The organism is Janthinobacterium sp. PC23-8 (genome assembly GCF_002250505.1).
In the GTDB taxonomy this organism is placed as follows: Bacteria; Pseudomonadota; Gammaproteobacteria; order Burkholderiales; family Burkholderiaceae_D; genus Janthinobacterium.
On sequence record NZ_NJGY01000002.1, the window covers coordinates 303078 to 327191 of the forward strand.

General features: G+C 61.7%; 25 protein-coding genes and 3 pseudogenes. 14 read left to right on the forward strand and 14 right to left on the reverse strand.

Annotated features, from left to right (window positions below):
• Positions 1 to 6 precede the first annotated feature (6 nt).
• Positions 7 to 1026, reverse strand: a complete 1020-nt coding sequence (locus CD932_RS16425) for a DNA-binding protein (RefSeq protein ID WP_254926632.1) — start codon at positions 1024 to 1026, stop codon at positions 7 to 9.
• Between the two features lie 221 nt (positions 1027 to 1247).
• On the opposite strand from CD932_RS16425, the gene CD932_RS16430 reads away from it, so the two are divergent.
• Both CD932_RS16430 and CD932_RS16435 read left to right on the forward strand, forming a co-directional pair.
• The gene (locus tag CD932_RS16430; protein WP_094443877.1) at positions 1248 to 2258 is read left to right on the forward strand and encodes a tyrosine-type recombinase/integrase; all 1011 of its coding nucleotides are present in this window, start codon (positions 1248 to 1250) and stop codon (positions 2256 to 2258) included.
• Positions 2255 to 2500, forward strand: a complete 246-nt coding sequence (locus CD932_RS16435; RefSeq protein WP_094443878.1) for a hypothetical protein — start codon at positions 2255 to 2257, stop codon at positions 2498 to 2500. The genes CD932_RS16430 and CD932_RS16435 overlap by 4 nt, the downstream gene beginning before the upstream one ends.
• Here CD932_RS16435 and CD932_RS16440 read toward each other — a convergent pair.
• Entirely contained in the window at positions 2484 to 2921 is a 438-nt protein-coding gene (locus CD932_RS16440; RefSeq protein WP_094443879.1) for a PaaI family thioesterase, read from the reverse strand. The two genes, CD932_RS16435 and CD932_RS16440, sit on opposite strands and share 17 nt — an antisense overlap.
• Complete coding sequence (locus CD932_RS16445) at positions 2908 to 3429, reverse strand: MarR family winged helix-turn-helix transcriptional regulator (protein ID WP_176461014.1); 522 nt, start codon at positions 3427 to 3429, stop codon at positions 2908 to 2910. The genes CD932_RS16440 and CD932_RS16445 overlap by 14 nt, the downstream gene beginning before the upstream one ends.
• Positions 3430 to 3794: 365 nt before the next feature.
• Here CD932_RS16445 and CD932_RS16450 point away from each other — a divergent pair, with 365 nt between their 5' ends.
• From CD932_RS16450 to CD932_RS16465, 4 genes are all read left to right on the forward strand, one after another.
• Positions 3795 to 4271, forward strand: coding sequence for a helix-turn-helix domain-containing protein (locus CD932_RS16450; protein ID WP_094443881.1), 477 nt, complete (start codon positions 3795 to 3797; stop codon positions 4269 to 4271).
• Between the two features lie 56 nt (positions 4272 to 4327).
• Complete coding sequence (locus CD932_RS16455; protein WP_254926633.1) at positions 4328 to 4972, forward strand: nucleotidyl transferase AbiEii/AbiGii toxin family protein; 645 nt, start codon at positions 4328 to 4330, stop codon at positions 4970 to 4972.
• 139 nt (positions 4973 to 5111) lie between these two features.
• Entirely contained in the window at positions 5112 to 5456 is a 345-nt protein-coding gene (locus tag CD932_RS16460; RefSeq protein ID WP_254926634.1) for a DUF2946 domain-containing protein, read from the forward strand.
• Positions 5457 to 5596: 140 nt separating this feature from the next.
• Entirely contained in the window at positions 5597 to 7024 is a 1428-nt protein-coding gene (locus tag CD932_RS16465) for a PepSY domain-containing protein (protein ID WP_094443884.1), read from the forward strand.
• 184 nt (positions 7025 to 7208) lie between these two features.
• Here the strand turns inward: CD932_RS16465 and CD932_RS29405 are convergent, their stop codons facing one another.
• The gene (locus CD932_RS29405; protein ID WP_254926635.1) at positions 7209 to 7343 is read right to left on the reverse strand and encodes a hypothetical protein; all 135 of its coding nucleotides are present in this window, start codon (positions 7341 to 7343) and stop codon (positions 7209 to 7211) included.
• A gap of 101 nt (positions 7344 to 7444) precedes the next feature.
• On the opposite strand from CD932_RS29405, the gene CD932_RS16470 reads away from it, so the two are divergent.
• Positions 7445 to 8950, forward strand: coding sequence for an MFS transporter (locus CD932_RS16470; RefSeq protein WP_094443885.1), 1506 nt, complete (start codon positions 7445 to 7447; stop codon positions 8948 to 8950).
• Positions 8951 to 8963: 13 nt separating this feature from the next.
• On the opposite strand, the gene CD932_RS16475 is transcribed toward CD932_RS16470, so the two are convergent.
• Positions 8964 to 11300, reverse strand: coding sequence for a cation-translocating P-type ATPase (locus CD932_RS16475; protein ID WP_094443886.1), 2337 nt, complete (start codon positions 11298 to 11300; stop codon positions 8964 to 8966).
• Positions 11301 to 11398: 98 nt separating this feature from the next.
• Here CD932_RS16475 and cadR point away from each other — a divergent pair, with 98 nt between their 5' ends.
• On the forward strand, positions 11399 to 11830 hold the full coding sequence (gene cadR / locus CD932_RS16480) for a Cd(II)/Pb(II)-responsive transcriptional regulator (RefSeq protein ID WP_094443887.1): 432 nt from the start codon (positions 11399 to 11401) through the stop codon (positions 11828 to 11830).
• A 34-nt stretch (positions 11831 to 11864) separates the two neighbouring features.
• Here cadR and CD932_RS16485 read toward each other — a convergent pair whose 3' ends face one another.
• The 3 genes from CD932_RS16485 to CD932_RS16495 form a co-directional block, all read right to left on the reverse strand.
• Positions 11865 to 12248: a hypothetical protein gene (locus CD932_RS16485; RefSeq protein ID WP_141213276.1), complete on the reverse strand. Its 384-nt coding sequence runs from the start codon at positions 12246 to 12248 to the stop codon at positions 11865 to 11867.
• Between the two features lie 93 nt (positions 12249 to 12341).
• A complete protein-coding gene (locus tag CD932_RS16490) occupies positions 12342 to 12893 on the reverse strand; it encodes a DUF4142 domain-containing protein (protein WP_094443889.1) in 552 nt (183 codons plus the stop codon).
• Positions 12894 to 12989: 96 nt separating this feature from the next.
• Positions 12990 to 13907, reverse strand: coding sequence for a LysR family transcriptional regulator (locus tag CD932_RS16495; protein ID WP_094443890.1), 918 nt, complete (start codon positions 13905 to 13907; stop codon positions 12990 to 12992).
• Between the two features lie 102 nt (positions 13908 to 14009).
• On the opposite strand from CD932_RS16495, the gene CD932_RS16500 reads away from it, so the two are divergent.
• Positions 14010 to 15446 carry an amidase gene (locus tag CD932_RS16500; RefSeq protein WP_094443891.1) on the forward strand — a complete coding sequence of 479 codons (1437 nt, stop codon included), beginning with the start codon at positions 14010 to 14012 and terminating at the stop codon, positions 15444 to 15446.
• Here the strand turns inward: CD932_RS16500 and CD932_RS16505 are convergent.
• The 4 genes and pseudogenes from CD932_RS16505 to CD932_RS16520 all read right to left on the reverse strand — a co-directional run.
• A complete protein-coding gene (locus CD932_RS16505) occupies positions 15443 to 15868 on the reverse strand; it encodes a DUF2061 domain-containing protein (RefSeq protein ID WP_094443892.1) in 426 nt (141 codons plus the stop codon). The two genes, CD932_RS16500 and CD932_RS16505, sit on opposite strands and share 4 nt — an antisense overlap.
• Before the next feature lie 213 nt (positions 15869 to 16081).
• Positions 16082 to 17023, reverse strand: coding sequence for an SMP-30/gluconolactonase/LRE family protein (locus tag CD932_RS16510; RefSeq protein WP_094443893.1), 942 nt, complete (start codon positions 17021 to 17023; stop codon positions 16082 to 16084).
• Positions 17024 to 17026: 3 nt separating this feature from the next.
• Positions 17027 to 17656, reverse strand: coding sequence for an MFS transporter (locus tag CD932_RS16515; RefSeq protein WP_094443894.1), 630 nt, complete (start codon positions 17654 to 17656; stop codon positions 17027 to 17029).
• A gap of 172 nt (positions 17657 to 17828) precedes the next feature.
• Positions 17829 to 18056 (reverse strand): annotated as a pseudogene (locus tag CD932_RS16520) (MFS transporter); the annotation flags it as partial.
• 66 nt (positions 18057 to 18122) lie between these two features.
• Between CD932_RS16520 and CD932_RS16525 the strand changes: the two are divergent.
• Positions 18123 to 18374 (forward strand): annotated as a pseudogene (locus CD932_RS16525) (transposase); the annotation flags it as partial.
• A 380-nt stretch (positions 18375 to 18754) separates the two neighbouring features.
• Here CD932_RS16525 and CD932_RS16530 read toward each other — a convergent pair.
• A pseudogene (locus CD932_RS16530) lies at positions 18755 to 19690 on the reverse strand (ArsA-related P-loop ATPase); the annotation flags it as partial.
• Positions 19648 to 19899 carry an arsenic metallochaperone ArsD family protein gene (locus CD932_RS16535; protein WP_094443896.1) on the reverse strand — a complete coding sequence of 84 codons (252 nt, stop codon included), beginning with the start codon at positions 19897 to 19899 and terminating at the stop codon, positions 19648 to 19650. The gene CD932_RS16535 and the pseudogene CD932_RS16530, both read right to left, overlap by 43 nt.
• Before the next feature lie 215 nt (positions 19900 to 20114).
• On the opposite strand from CD932_RS16535, the gene CD932_RS16540 reads away from it, so the two are divergent.
• From CD932_RS16540 to CD932_RS16555, 4 genes are read left to right on the forward strand one after another with little or no spacing between them, the layout of a single operon-like run.
• The gene (locus CD932_RS16540; RefSeq protein WP_094443897.1) at positions 20115 to 20477 is read left to right on the forward strand and encodes a PepSY domain-containing protein; all 363 of its coding nucleotides are present in this window, start codon (positions 20115 to 20117) and stop codon (positions 20475 to 20477) included.
• Positions 20474 to 20944 carry a DUF2271 domain-containing protein gene (locus CD932_RS16545; RefSeq protein WP_094443898.1) on the forward strand — a complete coding sequence of 157 codons (471 nt, stop codon included), beginning with the start codon at positions 20474 to 20476 and terminating at the stop codon, positions 20942 to 20944. Before CD932_RS16540 ends, CD932_RS16545 begins: the two co-directional genes overlap by 4 nt.
• Before the next feature lie 10 nt (positions 20945 to 20954).
• Positions 20955 to 23174, forward strand: a complete 2220-nt coding sequence (locus CD932_RS16550; RefSeq protein WP_094443899.1) for a PepSY domain-containing protein — start codon at positions 20955 to 20957, stop codon at positions 23172 to 23174.
• The gene (locus tag CD932_RS16555) at positions 23158 to 24114 is read left to right on the forward strand and encodes an FAD:protein FMN transferase (RefSeq protein WP_217907303.1); all 957 of its coding nucleotides are present in this window, start codon (positions 23158 to 23160) and stop codon (positions 24112 to 24114) included. Before CD932_RS16550 ends, CD932_RS16555 begins: the two co-directional genes overlap by 17 nt.

A 24114-nucleotide genomic window follows, 5' to 3' on the forward strand; every position in this document is an offset into this window, starting at 1 on the left:
CGCATCTTATTTCTTTTGCGGCTGGCGTTCTTCCAGCAACGCCAGCCGCGCCGCCATGCCCGCGTGTTCGCGCAGCAAAGTATCGCGCTCCTGCTCCAGCTGCCGTGTGCGCTGCACACCCGTTTCGGTCTTGTCGGCCAGCATGGACAACTGCCGATCCTGCGTGGCCAGCGCCACTTTTGACTCGTTAAGGGCCAGCATGGCCGCTTCCAGCTTGGCCAGCAGCGCGTCGGCCGATGCGGCCGCCTGTCCGTACTGATATTCGAACTGGTCGCGCTCGGGGCGCACGATGGCCAGCGCTGCGCGGTCCGCCGCCGCGCTTTGCTCCAGCCGCTGCTGTTCCACTTGTAGCTGGGCCAGGCGCATGTCCTGCTGCACCACGGTGGCCTGCTGGCCTTGCAGGCGCTGCAGCAACTGGGCGTTGTCCTGTTCCAGGCGGCTCAGTTGCTGCTGCTGGCTTTGCCGCTCCTCGCTGCGCTGCGCCGCTGACGCTTCCTGGTAATGGTCGAACTGCGAGCGTACCTGGGCCAGTTGCCGGTTCAGCGCAGCGATTTCCTCGCCCCGGTCGGCCAGGCGCTGCGTCAATCCCGCATTGTCGCTATGCAAGCTGGCGAGGGTCACGGCGCGAAAATGGTGTTCTTCCTTTAACTGCGCCAGCGCCTGCTGGGTGGCGCGCAATTCCTGCGTCAGCGCCGTGCGCACTTCCGTCAGTTTCAGCCGTTCCGCCTCGGTCTTTTTCAATTTTTCCAATGCCGCCTCGAGCTCGACGCGGCTTGCCTGCATCGCCAATTCCAGCTGCTGCGCCACGTCGCGCTGCTGCTTGTGATAGACGCCGCGCATCGCTTCCATCAACTCCGCCGGCAAGCCCGCCTCGGTTTTCACGGCGCCAGCGCCTTGAAACTCTTCCTTCCAGCGCTTGAGCAGGGGCGCGATGGTGCTCTTGCTGCCCGTGCTGCCGAGCGCCTCGCGCACATTGTCGACCGTGGGATTGCGCCCGTCGGCGGTCACGATCTGGGCTGCTTTCATAACATCGGAGTACAAAATGCCGGCGCGAGCCATAAAACCACCTATGAGCGAAATTTAGTAACGTATTACATCATACGTAATATGCGATAATATTACGATATAAATTTCTAAAAAAATGCAGAAAAATATGTCGTGATAAGATCGCTTATCGTGGGTTAAAAGGCCGTTTTACGTGCTATCCTGCGTATCGCCCGGTACACATCCCTGATTTCCCGCATTCCATGGCCCAATACCCCCTGAAACAATCGCCCGCCGCCGCCAACCCTGCCGTGGTGCCGGTACACGGCGCCCTGGTTGACGCCGAACTGGCCGCGCGCCACCAGGCTTTTCTCGCCGCCGCCACCGCCGACAACACGCGCCGCGCCTACCGTTCGGCGATCCGCCACTTTCAAACCTGGGGCGGAGCGCTGCCGGCCGACGAATCGGCGGTGATCCGCTATCTGCTAGCCTACGCGGACACCCTGAATGCGCGCACGCTGGCCTTGCGCCTGACGGCGCTGTCGCAATGGCATGTGTACCAGGGCTTTTTTGACGCCGCCTCGACGCCCACCGTGCGCAAGACCCTGGCCGGTATCGCCCGCCTGCACGGCAAGCCGAAAACGAAGGCCAAGGCGCTGCCTTTGGCCGACCTGGAGCGCATCGTCGCGCGCCTGCATGAGCAGAGCAATGAGCAAGGCACCCTCAAGGCGCTGCGCGACAGCGCCTTGCTGCAACTGGGTTTTTTCGGCGGTTTTCGCCGCAGCGAACTGGTGGCCTTGCACGTGGAGGATGTCAGCTGGGAGCCGCAAGGCATGCTGATCACCTTGCCGCGCTCGAAAACGGATCAGTCGGGTGAGGGTATCGTCAAGGCGGTGCCATATGGGGAAGGATTATGTTGTCCGGCCAGCGCGCTGAGAAGTTGGCTGGCGGCGGCCGGCATCGCCGCCGGGCCGCTGCTGCGCACCGTCAATCAGTGGGGCCATGTCGCCAGCAAGCCGCTGCATGCGGGCAGCATCAATACCATACTGGAAAGTTGCGCCACGCTGGCCGGCCTCGACTATGTGCCCGAACTGTCGAGCCACAGCCTGCGGCGCGGCATGGCCACCAGCGCGCACCGCGCCGGCGCCGATTTCCAGGCCATCAAGCGCCAGGGCGGCTGGCGCCATGACGGCACCGTGCACGGCTATATCGAAGAGGCGGGCCGTTTCGACAGCAATGCGGCCGGCAGCCTGCTGCGCAAGAAAACGGCGTGACGATCTTTTTTGTGATTTCCGGCTACATGATTACCAGCGTTATTCTCCAGCGCTGGGGCAGCTTGTGCAATATCGACATGCGCAGTTTTTATGTGATGCCGTGGCTGGCCTTGTTCGTGGCGGTGTCGGCATTGATCGCCATGCTGGTCAGCCGCCAAGTGTCGGAACCGGCCAACCGGGTCCTGCGCGCATGGTACAGCCGGCGCGCCGGTGCGGCGGTCGCACTCAGGACGGGCGGATAATCATGCAGGTGGCGGTGGCATGTGCATAGATCTTGCCGGCCTCGTCACGGATGGTGCCTTCAGAAATGACCAGGTTGCGTCCCGCATTGATGACTTTCCCTTCGGCAAATAAAACCTGGTCGAACGGCAGCGGCCGGCACATTTTGATATTCAGGTCGGTCGTGCCATAGCTCTCGCCGGCCGGCAACACCGTATGCGTGGCGCACCCGGTGACGGTGTCGAGCACGGTGGCGGCAAAGCCGCCATGCACGCCGCCCATGGGGTTGGTATGGGTCTGGTTGGCAGTGGCAGTAAACATCACGCGGCCATGCTCGATGGATTCCGCCTCCATCGGCATCACGTTGGAAATACCGGGCCGCGGAAACTGGCCCTGGGCGAAAGCCTGCATCAGTTCCAGGCCTGTCATTTCATGTACTTGCATGGTCTTGCTCCTGTGGGGTGGTCGATGGTGGATGATCTTGGTGAAAACGCAGCCCGGCCGCATGAATCAGGAAGCGCGCGACAACGGCCAGCTCTTCTTCGCTGAAACCGTGTTTCAGCTGCGCATTGAGGCTGTCGAGCACGGGCAGGGCGGCCGCCAGCACCTGCTGCCCCCTGGGCGACAGTTGTAACGATCCCGCGCGCGCATCGAGCGCCGACTGGCCACGCACGATCAGGCCGTTCTCTTCCATGCGCGACACCAGGCCCGTGACGGCTGAATTTTTCAGTTGCAACAGCCGCCCCAGGTCCTTCAACTGGCAGCCTTCCTCGCTTTTCAGCACAAACAGCGCGACCACCTGCGTGCCGGAATAGCCAAGTTCGCTGGTAAATACGGCATCGGCCGAACGAAACAGATTCTGGCGCGCCTGACTCAGCAGGTTGAACAGGCGGGGGGAGTGCTTGCCGGTGGGGCCGGTAGAAGCGGCATCAGGGGAAGAGTTGTTACGCATGCGGAGTATACTACTACGCATGTGGAATAAATCAAGTTATATGGAAGTTCAAAAACGACGAAGATACGTACCGAAAATAGTTCTGGGGACAATCAAGGACTGTATCAGAGACGATTTACTGATCTCTTACAGGATGCCAAAACTGGCCGCTGAAGAGATGATGCGGATGGTGCACGAGAAAACTCGGCAGTAATCAGCGACCTGCCGATGATAAATTGTCTTGCCAACACGAGCGCCTGCCTGGTTTCGTACCTGCCGGCATCGGGCTAAAACACCTCTTACACAGTCACAGGCGTAAAACAGCCTTGGAAATTTGGCTATCAGCGCCATAATGTTAAAAATATTTAACATAAATTAGAAAATCCATGAACCTTGCCCAGATCGGTGGTGAAATCCATAGCAAGCGTGTTGAAGCGGGCCTGCTGCAGGAGCACGTGGCCAGGTTTGCAGGGCTCTCCCGTGTGACCATCAATCAGTTGGAAAACGGAACACTGAAGGACCTGGGCTATACGAAACTGAAGGCGGTAATGGATGTGCTGGGCCTCGACATGGAAACCGTGCAGCATTCCGGTCTGAAGAGCGCGCTGGCGATAGCCGCACGCAGTATCAGCACCAGCTATCGGGACGTGATGACGCCCGAGACGTTGTCGATGATACTGCGTTCGGGCATGGCGCCAGAGCAGTTCCAGCCGCACCTGATGGCCTTGCTCGATGAGACGCCGCTGCCGGTGGTCGTCAAAGCGGTCACCGAGGCAGCCACGTCAGAAGTGCCAGCGAAGAAAATCATGAAGCACCTCAGCCTGTGGGCCAAGCAATGGAAAGTATGCAGAACAGTTTGGTGATGGCCGGTGCGGCGGGGATTCCCCGAAATTGAGAAACGCTGTTCTCCCAGGCGTTAGTGGTTATCGGCGAGATAGCCAGGTATGGCCGCGACGATCCTTTCTGGACCTTTGGCGGTGGGACTGTTCTCATGCTGCGCTACGGTCACCGTTTCAGCAAGGACATTGATATCTTCGTTCCCGATCTTCAGTCTCTCGGTTTTGTCACGCCTCGCCTGAGCGACGTTGCCGAGTCGATCACCACGGATTACGTGGAGGCGGCCGGCTACGTCAAGCTGTATCTGCCGGAAGGCGAGATCGATTTCGTGGCCGCGCCGAATCTGACCACACCAGGATTTGAGTTCGAGACGATCCTGGGGCATCCAGTGCGGGTAGAGACGTCGGTTGAAATCATCGCGAAAAAGATGTGGCACCGTGGTGATCGCATCACGGGGCGTGACATTTTCGACTTCGCCCTGATCGCCGAGCGCGAACCTGAAGTGCTTGTGCCGGCGCGTGAATTCATGACCAGGCACGCTGTAGCGGTATTGCAGCAACTTGAGGACCGATACGTCCAGCTGAAGCAACAGTTCGACGCGGTCGATGCACTCAATTTCCATCCGACCTTCCACCAGGCCTGTGACACGCTAAAGAATGCGCTCCTTGCGATGCTCGCATCGCCCGATATGGGGTCCCATGGCGCCGGTTCCAAGCAGACAGTTTGACGCTGGCCTGGATCGCCTGATTGCCCGCCATGAAAAATTGCCCAACGGCATAGCTTGATGATAATCGGTGAGAACTTTCCACTATAATGGCAGGATGATCAGAAAGGCAAAGCGACAAACACTACACATCTGGATCGCCATGCTGGCCATCCTGTTCAGTGCGCTTGCCCCGACGGTTTCGCATGCTTTGAGCGCGATCAACGTCCCATCGGCAACGTTGGAAATCTGTAGTGTCAACAGTTACAAGGCAGTCAAAGCGCCTGACGGCGATAGCAGCAAATCCCCAGCGACGATCAAGCACCGGATGGAGCACTGTGCGTTTTGCGCCACTCACGGCGGCTCTTTCGCACTGCCAGGTTCCCACCCGCTCAGTCTGGTAATGGTTGCCGGCCGCGATATTTATCCGCCACTATTTTATGCTGCGCCGCAATCGCTCCATGCCTGGTCTGCGGCGAACCCGCGCGCGCCCCCCTTGCTCGCCTGAGCTAACCGTCAGCCGCTTGCGCTGACGTGTCCAACTATCCAGTTCCAGTGTGAGTCCGGCGCGCTAATGCCCGCTGCCGCCCCGATCGCTCAAACTTGTTCTCCTTGCCCAGTTACAACATAGACTTTGAAGGTACACCTATGAGTACGGAAAACGTACCCAACACCCTGGCCACATCATCTGGCTTGTATCGGCGCATCTGGCGCTGGCACTTCTTTGCCGGCGTGCTGTGTGTTCCGTTTATTTTTTCGCTTGCCGTTACCGGTGCAATGTACCTGTTTCACCAGCAGATCGACGACCTGGTCTACTCGTCAGAAATGCTGAGGCCGTCGCCGGCAGCGCAGCGGCAAGCGCTGCCGCCGACGGCCTTGATTGCCCAAGCGCTGCTTGCTTATCCTGGACAAGCCAAGGCATACAACGTGCCGCAGGACAGTCGGCGTAATGCCCAGGTCGACGTGATCCGGCCTGACAGCGCCACGCTGCAGGTGTTTGTCGACCCAGTTAGCGGACGAGTAGCTGGCGCGATTGGCGAAAGCGACCGCATCATGACCATCGTCAAGCACGTTCATTCGCTGGCAATCGCCGGTGACGCCGGCAAGGTGCTCATTGAGATCGTCGCCGGCTGGATTATTGTCCTGATGGCCACAGGCGTCTACCTGTGGTGGCCAAGAGGACGAGGCGTGGGCGTGCTGTCGATCCGTCCCAAAGCGGCGGGACGGCTCTGGTGGCGTGACCTGCACGCAGTGACGGGCGCGTTTGCCGGCATCATCATTTTGTTCCTGGCGCTGACCGGGATGCCGTGGTCTGTGTTCTGGGGCAAGAACGTGAACGCCTGGCTGAGCGCACACGATCTCGGCGTGCCCAAGGGCATGTGGAGCGGAGTGCCGAAGTCCACGCTGCCAGCCGCCGAGCTGGGTGAACTGCCCTGGGCCCAGCATCAGGAAGCCGTCCCCGCATCGGATGACCCGCATGCCGAACATCAGGCCATGGCGCGTCGCCACCATGGCCCCGCCAGCTATTCGGTGCTCAACAGTCCAGTGATCGCCAGTCCTGACATGGTGGTGGCCAAGCTTGCCCGCATAGGCATGGTGGGCGGCTACCGCCTGGCACTGCCGCGCGATGCCGGCGGCGTGTACAGCGCGATCCGCATGCCAGGTCAACTGGCTGGCCAGCGCGTGGTGCACATCGACCAGTACAGCGGCAAGGTGCTCATGGATATCGGCGCCGACCGCATCGGCGCCATCGGCCGCATCACCGAATGGGGCGTCAGCGTGCATCAAGGTGGCGAATACGGAACCCCCAACTTGATCGTCATGCTGGCCGGCTGCCTGGCGCTGATTATTCTTTGCTTCAGCGGCATCATCACCTGGTGGAAGAGACGGCCGGCCGGCAGGCTGGCCGCGCCGGCACGCAAAGGCGGCGACCGGCTGGCCAAAGGCGTTCTGGCGATCGCCATGGTGTTGGGCTGTTGCTTCCCGCTGCTGGGCGCGTCGATGCTTGCCGTCTTGCTGTTCGACAGCCTCCTGCAGATGAGGCGCCATTCTTCTGCCCGAGTGAAGTCGCCGTGATGCCTGGCTTGGCCTTGAGCCATCAGCAGCCGATCGGCCTTGCCTCGCAACAGCTTGACCAAGTTGGCAGGCAAATCACACCTCATCTACGGGAATGTTCAATGAAATCCGCATGCAACGGCACCAAAAAAGGCTTGCTTGTGCGGCTTGCTTGCAATGGAAGATTTTCTGTCGACTGTTCAGCTCAGGCGCGCGGACCGTCGCGCAGCAATTCGGCCAGCCGCGTGGTGAGCCACTGGCAAGTGGCGCTCAGTTTCTTGCCGTGCAGGGCCAGCCGCCGCACGGGCAGGCGCGCCAGGGCCAGGGTGGGGCAGGGCACTTCCTGCAGAATTACAGATGGATTTTAACTTGAATGCCTTTCCAGGGCGACATAAACTCGATGCCCTCAATCCATTCGAATAGTTACTTCTGAGCTACAACATGCATCCAGTTAAAAAATGGCTGACCCTGGCCATCGTCTCCAGCGCCCTGTTCCTGATCGTGGTCGACATGACCGTGCTCTATACTGCCTTGCCCTCGCTGACGCGCGAATTGCAGGCATCATCCTCGCAAAAGCTGTGGATCATCAACGTCTATTCCCTGGTGGTCTGCGCCTTGCTGCCTGGCCTCGGTACTCTTGGCGACCGCCTGGGCCACAAATCCGTGTTCCTGGCTGGCCTGGCGGTGTTCGGCATCGCCTCGCTGTGCGCCGCGTTTTCACCCGCGCCGGTGTGGCTGATTTGCGCGCGCATCGTGCTGGCCCTGGGCGCGGCCATGATGATGCCGGCCACCTTGTCACTGATACGCCTGACCTTTGACGATGCGCGCGAACGCTCGTTTGCGATCGGCGTGTGGGCCGCCATTGCCTCGGGCGGCGCCGCCTTCGGCCCCGTGCTGGGCGGCCTGTTGCTGGAACAGTACTGGTGGGGTTCCGTGTTCCTGATCAATGTTCCAGTGGTGCTGCTGACGCTGGTGATGGCGGCCGCCATCCTGCCCCGGCGCGAGGGCAATACGGATAAGCCCTGGGATGTGCTCGGCTCGCTGCAAATCATGCTGGGCCTGTTGGGCGGCGTGTATGCAATCAAGGAAGTGGGCAAGGCCGCGCCGTCGTATGCGGCCGCGCTGCTGGCCCTGCTGGTCGGCGCCGTCTTCATGACGGTGTTTGTGCGCAGCCAGAACCGGCAGGCGCAGCCGCTGATCGATTTCAGGCTGTTTCGCGCCTTGCCGTTTTCCAGCGCGGTGGCCGCCGCCATGGTCGCTTCGGCCTCCCTGATCGGCATGGAACTGGCGCTGAGCCAGCATTTGCAGCTGGTGCGCGCGCTGTCGCCGCTCGATGCGGGGCTGTTGCTGCTGCCCTTGCCGCTGGCCTCCGTGATTGCCGGGCCGCTGACGGGTTTCATGTTGCCGCGCGCCGACAAGGCCCAAGTGCTGTGGGGCTCGTTATTGCTGTCTGGCATCGGCATGGCCAGCTATCTGCTGCTGTATGACGCTGGGCTAGCATGGCAGGTGGCCAGCCTGGTGCTGCCGGGACTGGGCCTGGGCGCCGTGATGACGGCCGCCTCGAGCGCGGTGATGCTGAACGTGCCGCCGCAGCAGGCCGGCATGGCCGCCTCGATCGAGGAAGTGTCATTCGAGCTGGGCGGCGTGCTCGGCGTGACGATATTGGGCACCATCCTGTCGGCCGTCTACAGCGCCACCCTGGTGCTACCAAGCAGCGCCGGAGCCTTGTCCAACGCCCACGACACCCTGGACGCCGCGCTGCAGGCGGCCGGGCAACTGCCGGGCGCGCTGGGGCTGCAGGTGGCGCAACTGGCGCGCGATGCCTTTGACCGGGCATTTGCCACCGTGCTGGCCACTGCTGCCGGCATCTTGCTGGTGGCCGCGCTCGCGATCCGCCAGTTGCACCAGCGCGAGCGCAAGCGTCATGCAGCCAGGGTGATTTTTTGAATTTGCGGCATGCTCAAGCCTTGCTGGCGCGCAACAGCCGCAAGCCATTGGCCACCACCAGCAGGCTGGCCCCCACGTCGGCAAACACGGCCATCCACAAGGTGGCCAGTCCGCCCAGCGCCAGGCCGAAGAAGATGAGCTTGATGCCGAGGGCAAAGCTGATATTTTGTACCAGGATGCGGCGCGTACGACGGCTGAGGCTGATAAATTCCGGCAGCTTGCCCAGTTCATCGTCCATCAGCGCCACGTCGGCCGTTTCAATTGCCGTGTCGCTGCCGGCCGCGCCCATGGCAAAGCCGATCTCGGCTTGCGCCAGGGCTGGCGCATCGTTGACGCCGTCGCCCAGCATGGCCACCACGCCGAACTGCCGCTGCAAAGCAACAATTTCATCGAGCTTGTTTTCAGGCAGCAGTTCCGCCTTGACCATCGTCACGCCCACTTCATCGGCAATGCGCTGCGCCGTCAGGGCGTTGTCGCCGGTCAGCATCACGGTGGTCACGCCCATGGCACTCAAGCGGGCGATGGCGGCGGCCGCTTGTGGGCGCAGCACATCGGCCACCGCAATCACGCCCAGCGCTTCGGTACCGCTTGCCAGCACCATCGCCGTATACGCCTGCTGTTCCAGCCGGGCAATGACCGCTTGCAGTTGCGGCGTCAGCAGCGACAACTCCCGCATCAGCCGCGTATTGCCCAGGTAATAGGTCTGGCCGGCCAGCACGCCTTGCACGCCACGGCCATGCAGCGCGGAAAATTGCGTCACAAGCTGCAACTGGCTGGCCGCCGGCCCGGCCTTGACGATGGCTGCGGCCAGCGGATGGCCGGAGCCGGCCTCCAGGCTGGCGGCCAGCAGCAAGATATCGTCGCGGCTGTAGCCATCGAACGCCAGCACGTCCGTGACGGCAGGTTTACCCATGGTTAAGGTGCCCGTCTTGTCGACAGCGATCGCCTTGATACGGTGGCCGGTTTCCAGGAATTGGCCGCCTTTGACCAGAATGCCGCGCCGCGCCGCCGCCGTCAGGCCGCTGACCACCGTCACGGGCGTGGAAATGACAAGGGCACAAGGGCAGGCGATCACCAGCATCACCAGCGCTTTATAGACCCAGTCCATCAGCGGTTGGCCCAGCAGCAAGGGCGGCAGCACCGCCACCAGGATGGCGCAAACCACCACCGCCGGCGTGTAGTAGCGTGCAAACTGGTCGACGAAGCGCTGGGTCGGCGCCTGCTTGCCCTGGGTTTCCTCGATCACCCTGACGATTTTCGCCAGGGTGCTGTTGCCGCTGTTGGCCGTCACGCGAATGTCGAGCAAACCCAGTTCGTTGATGGTGCCCGCATAGACGACGTCGCCAATGGCCTTGTCCACCGGCATGCTTTCACCCGTGATCGGCGCCTGGTTGACGGCGGACTCGCCGCTGTGAACGATGCCGTCCAGGGCGATACGTTCACCGGGCTTGACGCGCACCAGGCTGCCCACGGCCACTTGCGCCACGGGCTTGCTCAGCCAGTCATTGCCGACCTGCACGGTGGCCACGTCCGGCGCCAGCCGCATCAGGCTGTGTACGGCGTTGCGCGCGCGGTTCAGCGACATGCCTTCGATCAGTTCGGCAATGGCGAACAGGAAGATCACCATCGCCGCTTCCGGCCACTGGCCGATGGCCACCGCGCCGATCACCGCCAGGCTCATCAGGAAATTGATATTCAGTGTAAAACTTTTCAGGGCGATCCAGCCCTTCTTCAGGGTTGGCCAGCCGCCGGTGGCGATCGACAGCAGGGCCAGTGCGATCACCAGAGGGGAATTGTCCTGGTGCGAAGTCCAGGCCAGCGCTTCGGCCGCCACCGCCGCCACGCCGGAGACCAGCAGCAAGCTTTTTTGCATGCCGGACAGCTTGCCTTCATTGGGGTCCGTCACCATGGCCACGCCAGCTTCGACCGGCACGGCTTGCATGCCGATGCCGTGCAGCGCCGCCTCCACCGTCGCCAGCGAGGGCAGGGTATGGTGCACGTCCAGCACCCGGTTCATCAGGTTGAAATCGAGGCCGACCACGCCGTCCATGCCGGAAAGCTTGTTGCGAATCAGCCGTTCTTCCACCGGGCAATCCATATTGGCGATGCGGTATTTGGCAGTCTGCGCGCCGTCTTGCGGCGAACTGGGCAATTCGAATGCTGACGCCGGCGCGGCCACCTCGGCATGGCTGTGGGAACAGCAGCCGCCATGGCCGTGCTCGTGTGCAGGCGCGTGTGGCTGTTTTTCTCCGTGATCCTGGCCGTGATCATGCGAGTGCGAGTGCGAGTGCGCGTTCGACGGCGCGGGCGCGGGCGAGGGCGTAGGGGAGTGGTGGTGATCGTGCGGCATCGCATCATCCTTCAGGGATTGGTGTATGCTTCCATTAGAAACCCTGTAGCCACTACAGGGTCAAGTGGAATTTACACGATTCAATAAAAAGGACTGCCATGCGTATCGGAGAACTGGCCAGGCGTACCCATTGCGATGTCGAAACGGTGCGCTATTACGAGAAAGCGGGTTTGCTGCAGGAGCCGGGCCGCAGCAGCGCCGGTTACCGTGAATACCAGATGGAACACCAGGAACGGCTGCAATTTATCCGCCACTGCCGTTCCTTGCAGATCGGCCTGACCGATATCCGCGCCTTGCTGGAATTTAAGAACAACCCGGCCGAAGGCTGCCAGAGCGTCAATCAGCTGCTCGATCACCATATCGAGCGCATCGCCGAACAGATGGCCACCTTGCAAACCCTGCAGCAGCAACTGGTGAGCCTGCGCCACCAGTGCGACCAGCCCAAGCCGTCACAAGATTGCGCGATTTTGCAGAACCTGTCGGAAGCGGCCAGCGGCAACGATTGCGCCTGCCATACCGAATTGCACTAAGAGAGAGCCATCAAGCAGCCATCAAGCTGTCCACTCACGCGCATTGCGGCAGGGACCAGCCCTCGTAGCCCATGTCGGTGGGATAAATCACGCGCTCCTTGCCCCAGCGGGCATAGTCCTGCAAACCATCTTCATGCAAGTCCAGCACCCATTCGGTGCTTTTCAGCATCTCTCCCTGCTTGTCATAGACGCGGAAAAACGATTGCGTGCTCAGTGAGCGCACGATATTGGAGACCGTTCCGCTGCCGTAGGCAGGCGCGTAGGTGTTGATCACGCATTTGCCGCTGGGACTCCAGGCTTGGGCGTACAGTTTGGCATGCTCGGCGGCATTGATCTTGACCGACAGCCAGACGGCGATCAGCATGGACAGCAGCAGGCCGGCGGCGATCAGCAGGCCTTTCTTGAGGATGGAAGACATGAAAGACATTGAGAACGAGATGGCCACATTGTAAGCCATGCGGGCACCGACCGCGCGCTCGCCGGCACAGCGCCCCCATCTCTTTACCGTCTTTTACTTGCCGAGGCTGGAATGCAGGGCGTTGGCCATGTCCAGGTGATGTTGCAGCGCTGGCAAGATCTTGGCGGCAAAGGCTTTGATATCGGGGTCGGTCGCCTTCTGGCTGGCATCGGTAAACAGCTTGACGGCATCCTTGTGGGCGGCCACGCCGATCCTGGCGGCGTATTCCAGGTCGAACTCCTTGCCTTCCAGGCGATTGAGCTTGGCGATGTCGGCCTTGTGGCGCGCACTGGGCTCGTCGCTGACCGTGATCTGCTTGCTGGCCGCCAGTTGCTTGAGTTCATCGGCGACCTTGGTGTGATCGGTCACCATGGAATCGGCGAATTGCTTCACTTGCGCGTTGGTGCTCCTGGTTTGCGCCACTTTGCTGGCCGCGATCTCGGTGCTGCCGGCATCGGCCGCCTTGGTGATGAAGGTTTTATCGTAGGCGCCAGGAGCATTGGCGGCGATGCTGTTGATCGCCATGCCGCTCAACAGGGCGACGGCGGCGCCGATGGCGATGTTTTTCAGGGCAGGCGTGCGGGAGCTGGTGGTGGTCAGGCGCATAAGAATTCCTTTCGATATGGTTTGTGCAAACTGGCTAAAATAATAAGCCAGTCGCAGAGCCGCACCCATAGGACACACGCGTTACTCCAGGTAGGACTAGTCCTGTACGCTACCGCACAACAGGGCATCCATGATCTGTCCGCGCAGCCAGCGGTGGCCGGGGTCACGGTGCATGCGCTCGTGCCAGACCATTGCCATGTCGTAATCGGGCAGCACCAACGGCGCTTCCCAGGTGCGCAATGCCGTCAGGGCATTTTTCAGCAAGCGCGACGGCAGCAGCGCCACCATGTCGGACTGCGCCAGCAACGGCGGTACAAACAAAAAGTGCGGCACCGACAACACCACACGGCGCTGGCGTCCCTGCAGTGCCAGCGCCGTGTCGACGGCCGTGCGGTAGCCACCGCCATTGGGCGAGACCACCACGAATTCGAGGCTGCAGAAACGGTCGAGATCGGGCTTTGTCTGCAACAGCGGATGGTCGCGCCGGCAAGCGAGCACATAGTGTTCGGTAAACAACACGCGGTGGCGCAAGCCCGGCGGCGCTTCTTCTTGCGCCAAAAATCCCAGGTCGACCTCACCATTTTCCAGCTGGTTGGCCATGCGCGCCGGCACCGCCTCCAGCACGGCCATGCGTGAACGTGGCGCCGATGATCGCAGGCCAGGAAGCAGCGGCAGCAGGATCGCATATTCGGTGGCATCGGCGGCCGCCAGCTTCCAATCCACTTCCGCTGTCAACGGTTCGAATGCGTCTTCCGGCTGCAGCACCTGCTCCAGCTGGGCCAGCGCCGCCTGCAAGGGCGCCAGCAAGGCCAGCGCGCGGGCCGTCGGCAACATGCCGCGCGGGCCGGGCAACAGCAGCGGATCGTCAAATGCAGCACGCAGCTTGCCCAGCTGCACGCTGACCGACGGCTGGCTCAGATGCAGGCGTTCGGCCGCCCGCGTGACATTGCGCTCCACCAGCAAGGCGTCCAGGGTCAACAGCAGATTCAAATCGTGCTTGCGCAAATTGTGCATGACTATACCTGCTATCTTTATTATTCATTTCTACAATAATACCGCAAGCCCTAGAGTAGCTCCTGTGCCTTTGCACGTCTCATCCACTAAAGGAGCAATCTGATGCAACTCCATGACTATGTTCAATATGACGGCCTGGGTTTGGCCGCGCTGGTGCGCCAGGGCCAGGTCAGCGCCGTGCACCTGCAGGCCTGCGCGCTGCAGGCCATCGACGCCGTCAATCCGCGCATCAATGCCGTGATCGAACACTGGCCGGCCGAGCCCGGGCCGTTTGACGCGGCCGCGCCCTTTGCCGGCGTGCCTTTCCTGATCAAGGATATCGCCGTGGCCATGGCCGGCAAGAAAATGGAAATGGGCAGCCGCCTGGCGGCCGGTCATGCAGCCGCCCAGGATACTTTCCTGATGCGCCAGTTCTGCCACGCCGGCCTGGTGACCATCGGCCGCACGACCACGCCCGAAATGGCGTTTGCCACCACCACCGAGGCGGTGCTGTATGGCGCTACGCGCAATCCGTGGAATTTGTCATTCAGCACTGGCGGCTCCAGCGGCGGTGCAGCCGCCGCCGTGGCGGCCGGCATCGTGCCCTTGGCCCATGCGACGGATGCGGCCGGTTCCATCCGCGTGCCGGCCGCGTCCACCGGCCTGTTCGGGTTGAAACCGAGCCGCGGCCGCGTCTCGAACGGCCCGGCCATGGATGAAATTTTCAGCGGCCTGGGCGTGCAACTGGGCCTCAGTCGCAGCGTGCGCGACAGCGCCGCCTTGCTCGATGCCGTGCAAGGGGGCATGCCGGGCGAACCGTATATTACTGCCGCACCCGGCCATAATTGGCTGTCGCAGGTCGACGTGCCGCCTGGCCGGCTGCGCATCGGCGTGATGCGCGCTGCCAGCGACGGCCAGCGTCCCGATGCCGAAACAAGCCAGGCGCTGGACGATTGCGTGCGCCTGCTGGAAAGCCTTGGCCACCATGTGGAAGAGGCTGCACCGAGCCTCGGCGTCTCATGGGAAGCATTTGTTCTGGCCAATGCCCGCATCTGGTGCGCCAACCTGGTCGGCTGGATTGATGGCATGGCGCAAGAGTCAGGCCGCGTCATTTCGCGCGCCACACTGGAACCGGCGACGTTGGCTTGCTACCATTATGGCCAGACAGTCTCGGCGGTCGAGTTCGTTGCTGCGCTGGACGTGCGCAATACCGTCACGCGCCAGGCCGGCGCCTTCTTTGCGCACTACGATGTGCTGCTCTCGCCGACCTTGCCATCGCTGCCATGGCAACTGGGGCGCTATGGAGAAGGCGAGGAATCGATGGACGGTTTTGCCTGGACGGCGCGCCTGTTCCAGCATTCGCCTTACACGCCGCTGGCCAATGTGGCCGGGTTGCCCGCGATGTCGTTACCGCTGGCGATGTCCGGCGATGGTTTGCCGATCGGCATGCAATTCATGGCGGGACTGGGCCGGGAAGGGTGCTTGTTGCAGCTGGCAGGCCAGCTGGAACGGGCCGCGCCTTGGGCGCAGCGCCGTCCGGCCGTATGGGCAGGAAACTAGTTGACTTGCAGCGCGGCGAGACGGATCGCGTCGCGCCGTTCCAGCTTGATGCGCAGGCGCTCCCATACGCCGTCATGGAAAGGCAGCACGATCACATTGCAGATCGGCTCGATCACCGCCAGCACACCGCCAAATGCCGCCGAACCCGTGGCCCAGTACATCAGGGAAAAGGCCACGCCCATGTGCATCAGGGTCTGGCTCAGCTTTTCGCCGGCCAGCGCGGCCACGCCCAGGTGTGCATGACGTTGGCGGATCGCATGCCACAGCTTTTCGTGCAAGGGCAGCAAGGCCACGTTGAGGACCGGCTCGATGATGGCGGCCAGGCCACCAAGGGCGAGCGAGCCTGTCAGCAAGTAAGCGAGGCCAAAGGCGATCGACATGTGGGTGACGACCTGGCTGAATGTTTTGATGGCGGTGAGCAAGGGAGGCTCCTTTCTGAGCTGGCTGATCCTTGACTCATATAGTAATGATTCGCATTTACAATTGGAAGTAAATTCTTTCAACCGGTGCAGTAGCGTGTGGCTATGACTGTTTTTGCGCAATGGGGAGGGGCAGGGAAGCATGCTTGAGACTGCCCCGCCGGCGGGGATGACAAAGCCCGCAATTGCCTTGCGCAATTGCGGCGGATCCGGCAATCAAACGGCGCCGCGGGTGTTCACGTACAGCGAGTACAGCGATGAGCTGGCGGCCATGAAAAGGCGGTTCTTGTGACGGCCACCAAAACATAAATTTGCGCAACGTTCGGGCAAACTGATGTGGCCGATCGCCGTGCCGTCGGGTGCGAAAATACGTACACCGTCCAGTTCGGCGCTACCGGTTCCCCATCCGCACCACAGGTTGCCGTCGATGTCGACACGGAAGCCATCAGTCGTTCCGTCGGCGGCGTCGATCAGCACTCTGCCGTTCTTCAGGGAGTTGCCATTGACCACGTTGTAAGCGACGATGGTGCGGGGCCGAGCCCGGGAGGCGACGACGTACATTATTTTTTCGTCAGGAGAAAACGCGAGCCCGTTAGGGCCGGCGACATCATCGGCGACACAATTGAGAATGCCACTGGCCGGGTCAATGCGGTAGATGCTCGCAGGAAGCTGAGGCGCCGCAATTTGGCCCATGTAATCGCTGACCAGGCCGAACGGCGGACTGGTAAACCAGACCGCACCGTCTGCGGTGACGACGACATCGTTCGGCGAGTTCAGTGGCTTTCCCTGATAACTATCTGCGAGAACGGTAATGCTGCCGTCGTATTCCGTGCGGGTCACGCGGCGGCCGCCATGTTCGCAGGCAATGAGTCGGCCTTGCCGGTCACAGGTCAGGCCGTTGGCTTTGTCGGCAGAGGTGCGGTACGGTGCTACAGAGCCGGTTTCTTCGTCCCATCGCAGAATGTGGCCGTTAGGTAAATCGGTCCACAACAAGGTGCGGCGGTCGCCAAACCATACTGGCCCCTCCCCCCAACGTGAGCCGGTCCACAAGCGTTCGACGGTGGCGTGCGGGAGCCGGTAATGTTCGAACCGTTTGTCCAGGATGCGAATGGCAGGATCGGGTGTGCGCAGGCTGGGCTGCCAGAGTGACGTGGACATGGATTATTCTTCCTTGATGATGGTTTTCAGGATTAGCGTCAGGACGGTGGCGAGTACCAGCATGCTGCCCATACCGATCAGCCCGGCTTTGAAAGAGCCGGTCACATCTTTGAGCCAGCCGACCATATAAGGGCCAAACAGACCGCCAAGACTACCTACTGCATTAATGAACGCCAGTCCGCCTGCTGCTGCCTCTCGGCTCAGAAAGGTGGCGGGGATGCTGTAAAAACACGTTCTTACCGACGATAGTCCGATCAAGGCGACGGTCAGTCCGAGCATCGCCGGCACCAGTGATTCCGACATGACGGAACCGAAGAAACCGATCGCCGCCAGCCCGCAGGTCAGGGCCAGATGTTTCACGTAACGTTGCGATTTGGCAAGAATGCGCGCCCACAACAACATGGCAACGCTGCCAATGATGTAGGGAAGCGCCGTGGCAAAACCGACTTGCGTATCGGAGAGGCGGTAGGTTTTCAGAATGGTAGGCAGCCATACGCCGATGCCAAGAATACCAATGATGTAGCTGAACAGAATGGCGGCCAATAACCAGACGCGAATATCTTTTAGCGATTGCGCGAAGCTGTGCTGCGATCGACCTTGCCGCTCTTTATCGGGCGCATCTTGCAGCGCCAGACGCTCTTGAGGTGTTAAGTAAGTGCCAAGAAATTATTGTGAAATTATGACGAACAGAACCGGATGCGCTGCAAGGCGCCCGATGCGACGCAGTGCGAGCACTGCTAGCAGCGGGCAACGCCGCAGAGCGCCGGTTATGGAAGTCAGAATCCACAAGAATTTATGCGTACTTGCTTAGCCATGCGGCTTTGTCGGGCGTGTCGGTCAGCAATTTCAGGCAAAGCAAGCCCAGAACACAAGCCGGTAATCCCTGAAGAATAAACAGCCATTGCCAGCCATGCAGACCCAGCCAGCCATCCATTTTCAGCATCGATACCGAGAGCGGGCCGCTGACGACGGACGATAAGGGAATCGCCGCCAGGAACCAGGCCATCATGCGGGTCCGGTAATGGGAGGGAAACCTATAGTGGACCCACGGTTTGAGACAGCGGTTTAAGCCATGGTCCTCACGAGAGGATGGCGGCAAATGGCGGAAATAAAGAAGCGAAAAGTGCACAGCGCGGAGTTCAAGGGGAAGGTCGGCCTCGAGGCGGTACGCGGGGTTAAGACGGTGAACGAGATCGCTCAGCAGCATGGCGTTCATCCGGTGATGGTGGCGCAGTGGAAAAAAGAAATTACTTCGCGCGCTGGCACCTTGTTTGAAGGGAAGCGCGGCCCGAAGGCCGAAGCGGAGCACGAAGGCGAGGACCGGCTGTACGGTGAAATTGGGCGCCTCAAGCCGTGCGGCGTCGGAATCAAAGCAGGGGCAGCCATGCGAGTCAAAAAGTACGCGTGGCCAGCAAGTGGCAAAATCGCATTTGCGATTGAGGAAACCGTGAAATAGCAAGTTTTCTCTTTCGATTACTTAACTTCGCATAATTTATATTATGTAAAATAGAGTGTGGGTCAGGTCAGGGGAAACATATTCGATATTGCCGACGTTCGCGTCCATGGTCTTGCTCCTCAATGGTTAATGGCCGCGATGACAACAAGAGACGTACGCCCTCGCTCTTGGTACGCGTCATGCTTTATCTGTGCATGCTGGTATCGATGTCAGGCGTCGTCGCCAGTACCGCCGCCGGTTTTCCGCAGTGGCTGCGCTGGCGCTGTTTGTCAAGGCTATCTGATGGCCTTGTGTTCAGCCGCTACAGCCGGCATGGTCAATTGCTCCAGGTGAGCGACGCCCACAGGATCCTCCGCCAGCAATGGCACTACCGCGTAGCGATGCGCGAGCTGCCGGGCCACTGTCGCGATGTACCCCTGTTCGTTCTGCGCGCGCTGACGCAGCAGAGGCGAGCGCGAGCTGGCCGCGCACAGGCTGTTGTTGATGACCCAGGCCCACGGTTCGATGCCTGCCCTGCGCAGGTCGGCCTGCAGGCCTGTCGCCTCCAGCACCGGGGTCGTCTCGGCCAGTGTGACGATCAATACCTTGGCCTGGTCCTGCAACTGCATCTTGGGCGTTGTGAAGTGCATCTGAGTGTCGGCCATCTGGCGTATCACTTCCCGGTGGTAAGCGCCCGTTGCGTCCAGCAGCAACAGCGTGTGGCCCGTGGGGGCGGTATCCATCACGACAAACTTTCTGCCAGCCTCGCGTATCGCGCGCGAGAACGCCTGAAAGACGGCGATTTCTTCGGTACAGGGCGAGCGCAAGTCCTCCTCCAGCAATGCGCGTCCGGCCGCATCGAGTTTCTTGCCTTTTGTCTCCATCACCTCCCGGCGGTAACGCTCTGTTTCCGCATGCGGATCGATACGGCTCACGCTCAGATGCTCTATTGATCCGCGGAGCGTTTCGGACAGGTTCCCGGCCGGATCCGAGGTCGTCAGATGCACCGCATGGCCGCGCCTGGCCAGCGCCACCGCCACGGCAGCGGCAATGGTGGTCTTGCCGACACCGCCCTTCCCCATCAGCATGATCAGACCGTGGCCGTTCTGGGCAATCTCATCAACAAGGCTGGCAAGCGCAGGCGTGGCGATCGCTGGCAGCGCCGCGACGGCGGGAGAAGCGCTGCCGTTCACGGCCAGCAGCAGGCGGCGCAAGGCATCGAGGCCGACCAGGTACCGGAGCGCTCCAGGAAGCGCTTCACTTGCACGTTATCGGCAAAGGCCGTCGGTTGCTGGGCCAGGTTGTAGCGCTCCAGCTGCACACCGTTGAGCCGCGCCCAATCCGCATCGGCCGAAAACTGGAGCAACTGCGGTTCAATGTCCACTCCGCATACGCCACTGCTGCAGCACATGGCGGGTTCGAATACCTGAATGATTGTCATTGTAAGCTCTCCTGTCTCCCCTGTTACCAGACAATAGGCCCGATATGGCCCGGAAACAAGCGCGGCGGAACAGTGTGCCGCATGTTTTTACAAAAAATTGACCTCACGATGGTTGGCACGCAAATACCCGGATTTTTCATCGTGCGATGCGGATCGGGTAAGTATGATGTCAGCATGAACTGCCATACTCAGGTGGTTATAAAGGAGAGCGAGCGATGTTCTTAGCGCGCACATGCATGGTGCTGTCTGCACTGGCTATCAGCGGCGCGGCCTGTGCTGAGGTCAACTGCACCGATCCGATTGCCGACTGGAAACCTCGCGAGCAATTGCAGCGGGAAGCCGAACAGCGTGGCTGGACTGTCCAGCGCATCAAGATCGATGACGGCTGCTACGAGCTCAGAGCCATTGATCGTAACGGCAACAAAATCAAGGCCAAATACTCCCCGGCGTCGCTGCGCATGCGCAGCCTGGCGGTGGACTTCGGCAACAACGGCGACACCGCCGACTACCTCGGCCCTGTACCGCAGGCTCCCGTCAGGCGGCCTGCAGGTCCGACATCCCAAGGGGAAAAGCAATGAAAAACATCACAGCCTGCGCCTGCCTTGCAGGCGCATTGGCGTTGCCCGGTATCGTCCAGGCGCGCCCGGTCACACTCACCGCGCAACTGAAGAACTACGCCGGCAACGGCGCGTACCTGGCCGTATATGTCACGGATGCCGCCGGCAAGTACAAGAAAACGTTATGGGTAGCTGGAAAGAAGACCAAGTATTACAAGCACCTGAGCGACTGGGCACGCGGTAGCGGCATGAAGGCGAGCGAATTTGACGGCGTCAGCGGAGCGAGCGTCGGCAGCGGCAAAACCCTCAAGGTGACGGTCGAGCTGGCCGACACACTGATTGATGCCGGTTACGAGATCCGGGTTGACAGCGCGGCAGAGGACGGGCGCGATCATCCGGCCGACGTGCACACGCCACTGACCAAACAGGGTGCCGGCAAAGCCGTCGGTGGACGCGGCTACGTCAAGTCCTTCATTTACGACATGTAGCAACCGACGCATGTTACGACAGATACATTCGCTCGCTGGCCTGATCAGCGCACTGCTGGTCATGCTCATCGGTTTGACGGGCGCCGTGCTGTCGATCAACCCCGCGCTCGAGCGGCTTGCGACCAGCGTGCCGGCGGGCGTCAGCGTTGCCGAACTGGCGGGCCGGGTGGCGCTCCACTATCCGGGAGCCGAGCAGATCCAGCGCACGGCCTCCGGAACCATCATCGTCTATTACAGCGCTGGCGACATCTCGGGCGTGGACCGGGTCGACCCGTCCAGCGGCAAGGCGATCGCGCCCTATGCGCCGCCGGCATACGCGCGCTGGTTCAAGGAGTTGCACAGGTCATTATTCCTCGACACGCCCGGCAGCGCCGCTGTCGGCATCGCTGCCCTGCTGATGCTGCTGGTATCAGTCTCAGGGCTACTCCTGCTGGCCAAGCGGGTGGGCGGTTGGCGCCAGCTGGCACGTCCACTGCATGGCAATCGCAGCCAGCGCTGGCACGCTGCGGTGGCCCGTTTTGCTGTCGCCGGCCTGCTGTTGTCCGCAGTGACCGGCAGCTACATGTCGGCGGCGACCTTCACCCTCATTGCCGATGGCAGCCAGGACGAACCCGATATCCCCGCCACCACCTCCGGCGGCACCCCGCTGCCCGCTGCCCGCTTGCCAGCCTTGCTGGCAACCAGTCTGGTCGATCTGCGCGAACTTTCCTTTCCGCTTGCCGGTGACAGCAGCGCCGTCTACACCTTGCGCACCCGGCAAGGCGACGCCTATGTCGACCAGTCCAGCGGCGCGCTGCTGGCCTACCGCGCACACAGCAATGTCCGAGCAGCCTTTGAACTGATCTACCAGTTGCATACGGGCGAAGGCTTGTGGTGGCTGGGCCTGGTACTCGGCCTGAGTGCGCTCGGCGCGCCCTGGCTGGCGGTGACGGGCATTGCCGTATGGTGGCAGCGGCAGCGGGCCAAACCGCGCATCGCCAACAACTCGGCTCCGGCTTCGGCCGACACCGTGATCCTGGTGGGGAGCGAAAACAACAGTACCTGGGGCTTTGCTCGCGCGCTGCACGATGCCTTGCGACAGGCCGGACAACGCGTGCACACGGCGCCGATGAACCAGTTCTCGTCCCGCCACGGCGCCGCGCGACAGGTGTTCATCCTGACGGCGACGTATGGCGATGGCGACGCTCCCGCCTCCGCCCGGCACTTTCTGGCCAATTTGGCCGGTATTTCCCCCAACCAGGCGGCAAGTTACGCCGTGCTCGGTTTCGGCGACCGCCAGTTCCCCACTTTCTGCCAGTTCGCACAGAAGGTCGATGCGGCGATGGCGGCACGCGGATGGCGCCAGTTGCTTGAACTGGCCCTGATCGACCGTCAGTCGCCGCAGGAATTCGCGCGCTGGGGGAGCCAGGTCGGCCCGTTGCTGGGCCACGAGTTCGTACTCGACTATGCGCCGGCACATCCGCACACGCATGCGCTGCAATTGCGCGAGCGCATCGCCTACGGCGAGGAGGAGCACGATCCCACCGTGGTGCTGCGCTTTATAGCCGCCCCACCGCCGGCCAGCGCCGGTTGGCTGAAAAGCCGGCTTGCCTCCCACCGACTGCCCCGCTTTGAGGCCGGCGACCTCGCTGGTGTCATGGCGCCCGGCAGTTCCATGCCGCGCTTTTATTCGCTGGCGAGCGGATCGGGTGACGGCGTGCTGGAAATTTGCGTGCGCAAGCAGCCTGGGGGCGTGTGTTCAAGCTACCTGCACAACTTGCTGCCGGGGGACCGCATCGAAGCCTTTATCCAGCCCAATCCGCAATTTCGTCCGGCCCTGGGCAAGGCGCCCGTCATCCTGATCGGTGCCGGTACCGGGATCGGGCCACTGGCCGGTTTCATCCGCAACAATACGGGCCAACATCCGATGTACTTGTACTGGGGCGGGCGCCATCCCGACTCCGATTTTCTGTATGAGCCCGAACTGCGCAACTATCTGGCGGACCGTCGGCTGACGCAGCTGCACACGGCCTTCTCCAGAGTCAAAAATGGCGTCCACGTGCAGACCCGGTTGATGGACGATGCCGACAATATGCGCCGCCTGATCGCCGACGATGGCCAGGTGCTCGTCTGCGGCAGCCGCGCCATGGCCGCCAGCGTGAGGCAGGCCATGGACCAGATACTCGCACCACTCAAGCTCGATGTAGCGGCGCTGCGGGAAAAAGGAAGGTATCGTGAAGACGTCTTCTGAACCAGCGCTGCGGCGCTACAGCCTGAATGGCGAAACCATGGGCAGCCGCTATACGGCCGTATTCTATGCGGCCGGACAAGCGGACCTGGCCGCCATCGGCGCCAGCCTGTTTGCCGCCGTCGACAGGGTCGACCGGCAGATGTCGACCTGGAATGCCGCCTCGGACCTGTGCCGCCTGAACGCGGCGCCGGAAAACACCTGGCTTGCTGTGCCGCAGGAGCTGGCGCAGGTGCTCGCTGCGGGGCTGCTGGTCAGCCGCGAATCGGGCGGCGCCTTCGACATGGCGGTTGGCCAGCTGGTGGAGGACTGGGGATTCGGGCCGTCGCAACGCACGTCATCGGCGCAGATCGCGGCACAGCACGGCATGACTTACTGCCCGGCCGCCGAGGCACTGGAGCTGAATCTGGCGGCTCTGCAGGTATGCAAGCGCGCGCCGCTGATGCTCGACCTGTCGGGGATCGCCAAGGGTTTTGGCGTCGACCAGCTGGCGCATTGCCTCGATGGCTGGTCCATCGCCAGCTACCTGGTCGGTATCGATGGAGAAATGCGCGCGCGCTCGCTCAGGCCGGATGGCCAGGCATGGACCGTGGCGATAGAAAAGCCGACACCTGGCATCCGTGAAATCGGTGGCGTGATGGAACTGCACGACGTGGCCATTGCCACCTCGGGTGACTATCGCCGCTGGGTCGAGATCGACGGAACGCGCCATGCGCACACCATGCATCCGGCCTTGCGTCATCCGGTATCGAATCGTCTCGCGGCCGTTACCGTGCTGGCCCCCAGCTGCATGCTGGCCGATGCCTGGGCCACGGCGTTCATGGTGCTGGGCGAGGACGACGGTGTCGCGCTGGCCAGAAAACGGGGCATGGACGTGCTGTTCGTCCTGCGTCACGGCGCCTTGCTCGAGGAAATTCTGATCATCGACGGCAAGATGGTCTGA

Bases quoted from the DNA above. Each gene is read 5' to 3' on its own strand.
- CD932_RS16425 (WP_254926632.1), bottom strand. From the start codon at position 1,026: ATGAAAGCAGCCCAGATCGTGACCGCCGACGGGCGCAATCCCACGGTC.
- CD932_RS16430 (WP_094443877.1), top strand. From the start codon at position 1,248: ATGGCCCAATACCCCCTGAAACAATCGCCCGCCGCCGCCAACCCTGCC.
- CD932_RS16440 (WP_094443879.1), bottom strand. From the start codon at position 2,921: ATGCAAGTACATGAAATGACAGGCCTGGAACTGATGCAGGCTTTCGCC.
- CD932_RS16445 (WP_176461014.1), bottom strand. From the start codon at position 3,429: ATGCGTAACAACTCTTCCCCTGATGCCGCTTCTACCGGCCCCACCGGC.
- CD932_RS16450 (WP_094443881.1), top strand. From the start codon at position 3,795: ATGAACCTTGCCCAGATCGGTGGTGAAATCCATAGCAAGCGTGTTGAA.
- CD932_RS16460 (WP_254926634.1), top strand. From the start codon at position 5,112: ATGCTGGCCATCCTGTTCAGTGCGCTTGCCCCGACGGTTTCGCATGCT.
- CD932_RS16465 (WP_094443884.1), top strand. From the start codon at position 5,597: ATGAGTACGGAAAACGTACCCAACACCCTGGCCACATCATCTGGCTTG.
- CD932_RS16470 (WP_094443885.1), top strand. From the start codon at position 7,445: ATGCATCCAGTTAAAAAATGGCTGACCCTGGCCATCGTCTCCAGCGCC.
- CD932_RS16475 (WP_094443886.1), bottom strand. From the start codon at position 11,300: ATGCCGCACGATCACCACCACTCCCCTACGCCCTCGCCCGCGCCCGCG.
- cadR (WP_094443887.1), top strand. From the start codon at position 11,399: ATGCGTATCGGAGAACTGGCCAGGCGTACCCATTGCGATGTCGAAACG.
- CD932_RS16485 (WP_141213276.1), bottom strand. From the start codon at position 12,248: ATGTCTTCCATCCTCAAGAAAGGCCTGCTGATCGCCGCCGGCCTGCTG.
- CD932_RS16490 (WP_094443889.1), bottom strand. From the start codon at position 12,893: ATGCGCCTGACCACCACCAGCTCCCGCACGCCTGCCCTGAAAAACATC.
- CD932_RS16495 (WP_094443890.1), bottom strand. From the start codon at position 13,907: ATGCACAATTTGCGCAAGCACGATTTGAATCTGCTGTTGACCCTGGAC.
- CD932_RS16500 (WP_094443891.1), top strand. From the start codon at position 14,010: ATGCAACTCCATGACTATGTTCAATATGACGGCCTGGGTTTGGCCGCG.
- CD932_RS16510 (WP_094443893.1), bottom strand. From the start codon at position 17,023: ATGTCCACGTCACTCTGGCAGCCCAGCCTGCGCACACCCGATCCTGCC.
- CD932_RS16535 (WP_094443896.1), bottom strand. From the start codon at position 19,899: ATGACAATCATTCAGGTATTCGAACCCGCCATGTGCTGCAGCAGTGGC.
- CD932_RS16540 (WP_094443897.1), top strand. From the start codon at position 20,115: ATGTTCTTAGCGCGCACATGCATGGTGCTGTCTGCACTGGCTATCAGC.
- CD932_RS16545 (WP_094443898.1), top strand. From the start codon at position 20,474: ATGAAAAACATCACAGCCTGCGCCTGCCTTGCAGGCGCATTGGCGTTG.
- CD932_RS16550 (WP_094443899.1), top strand. From the start codon at position 20,955: ATGTTACGACAGATACATTCGCTCGCTGGCCTGATCAGCGCACTGCTG.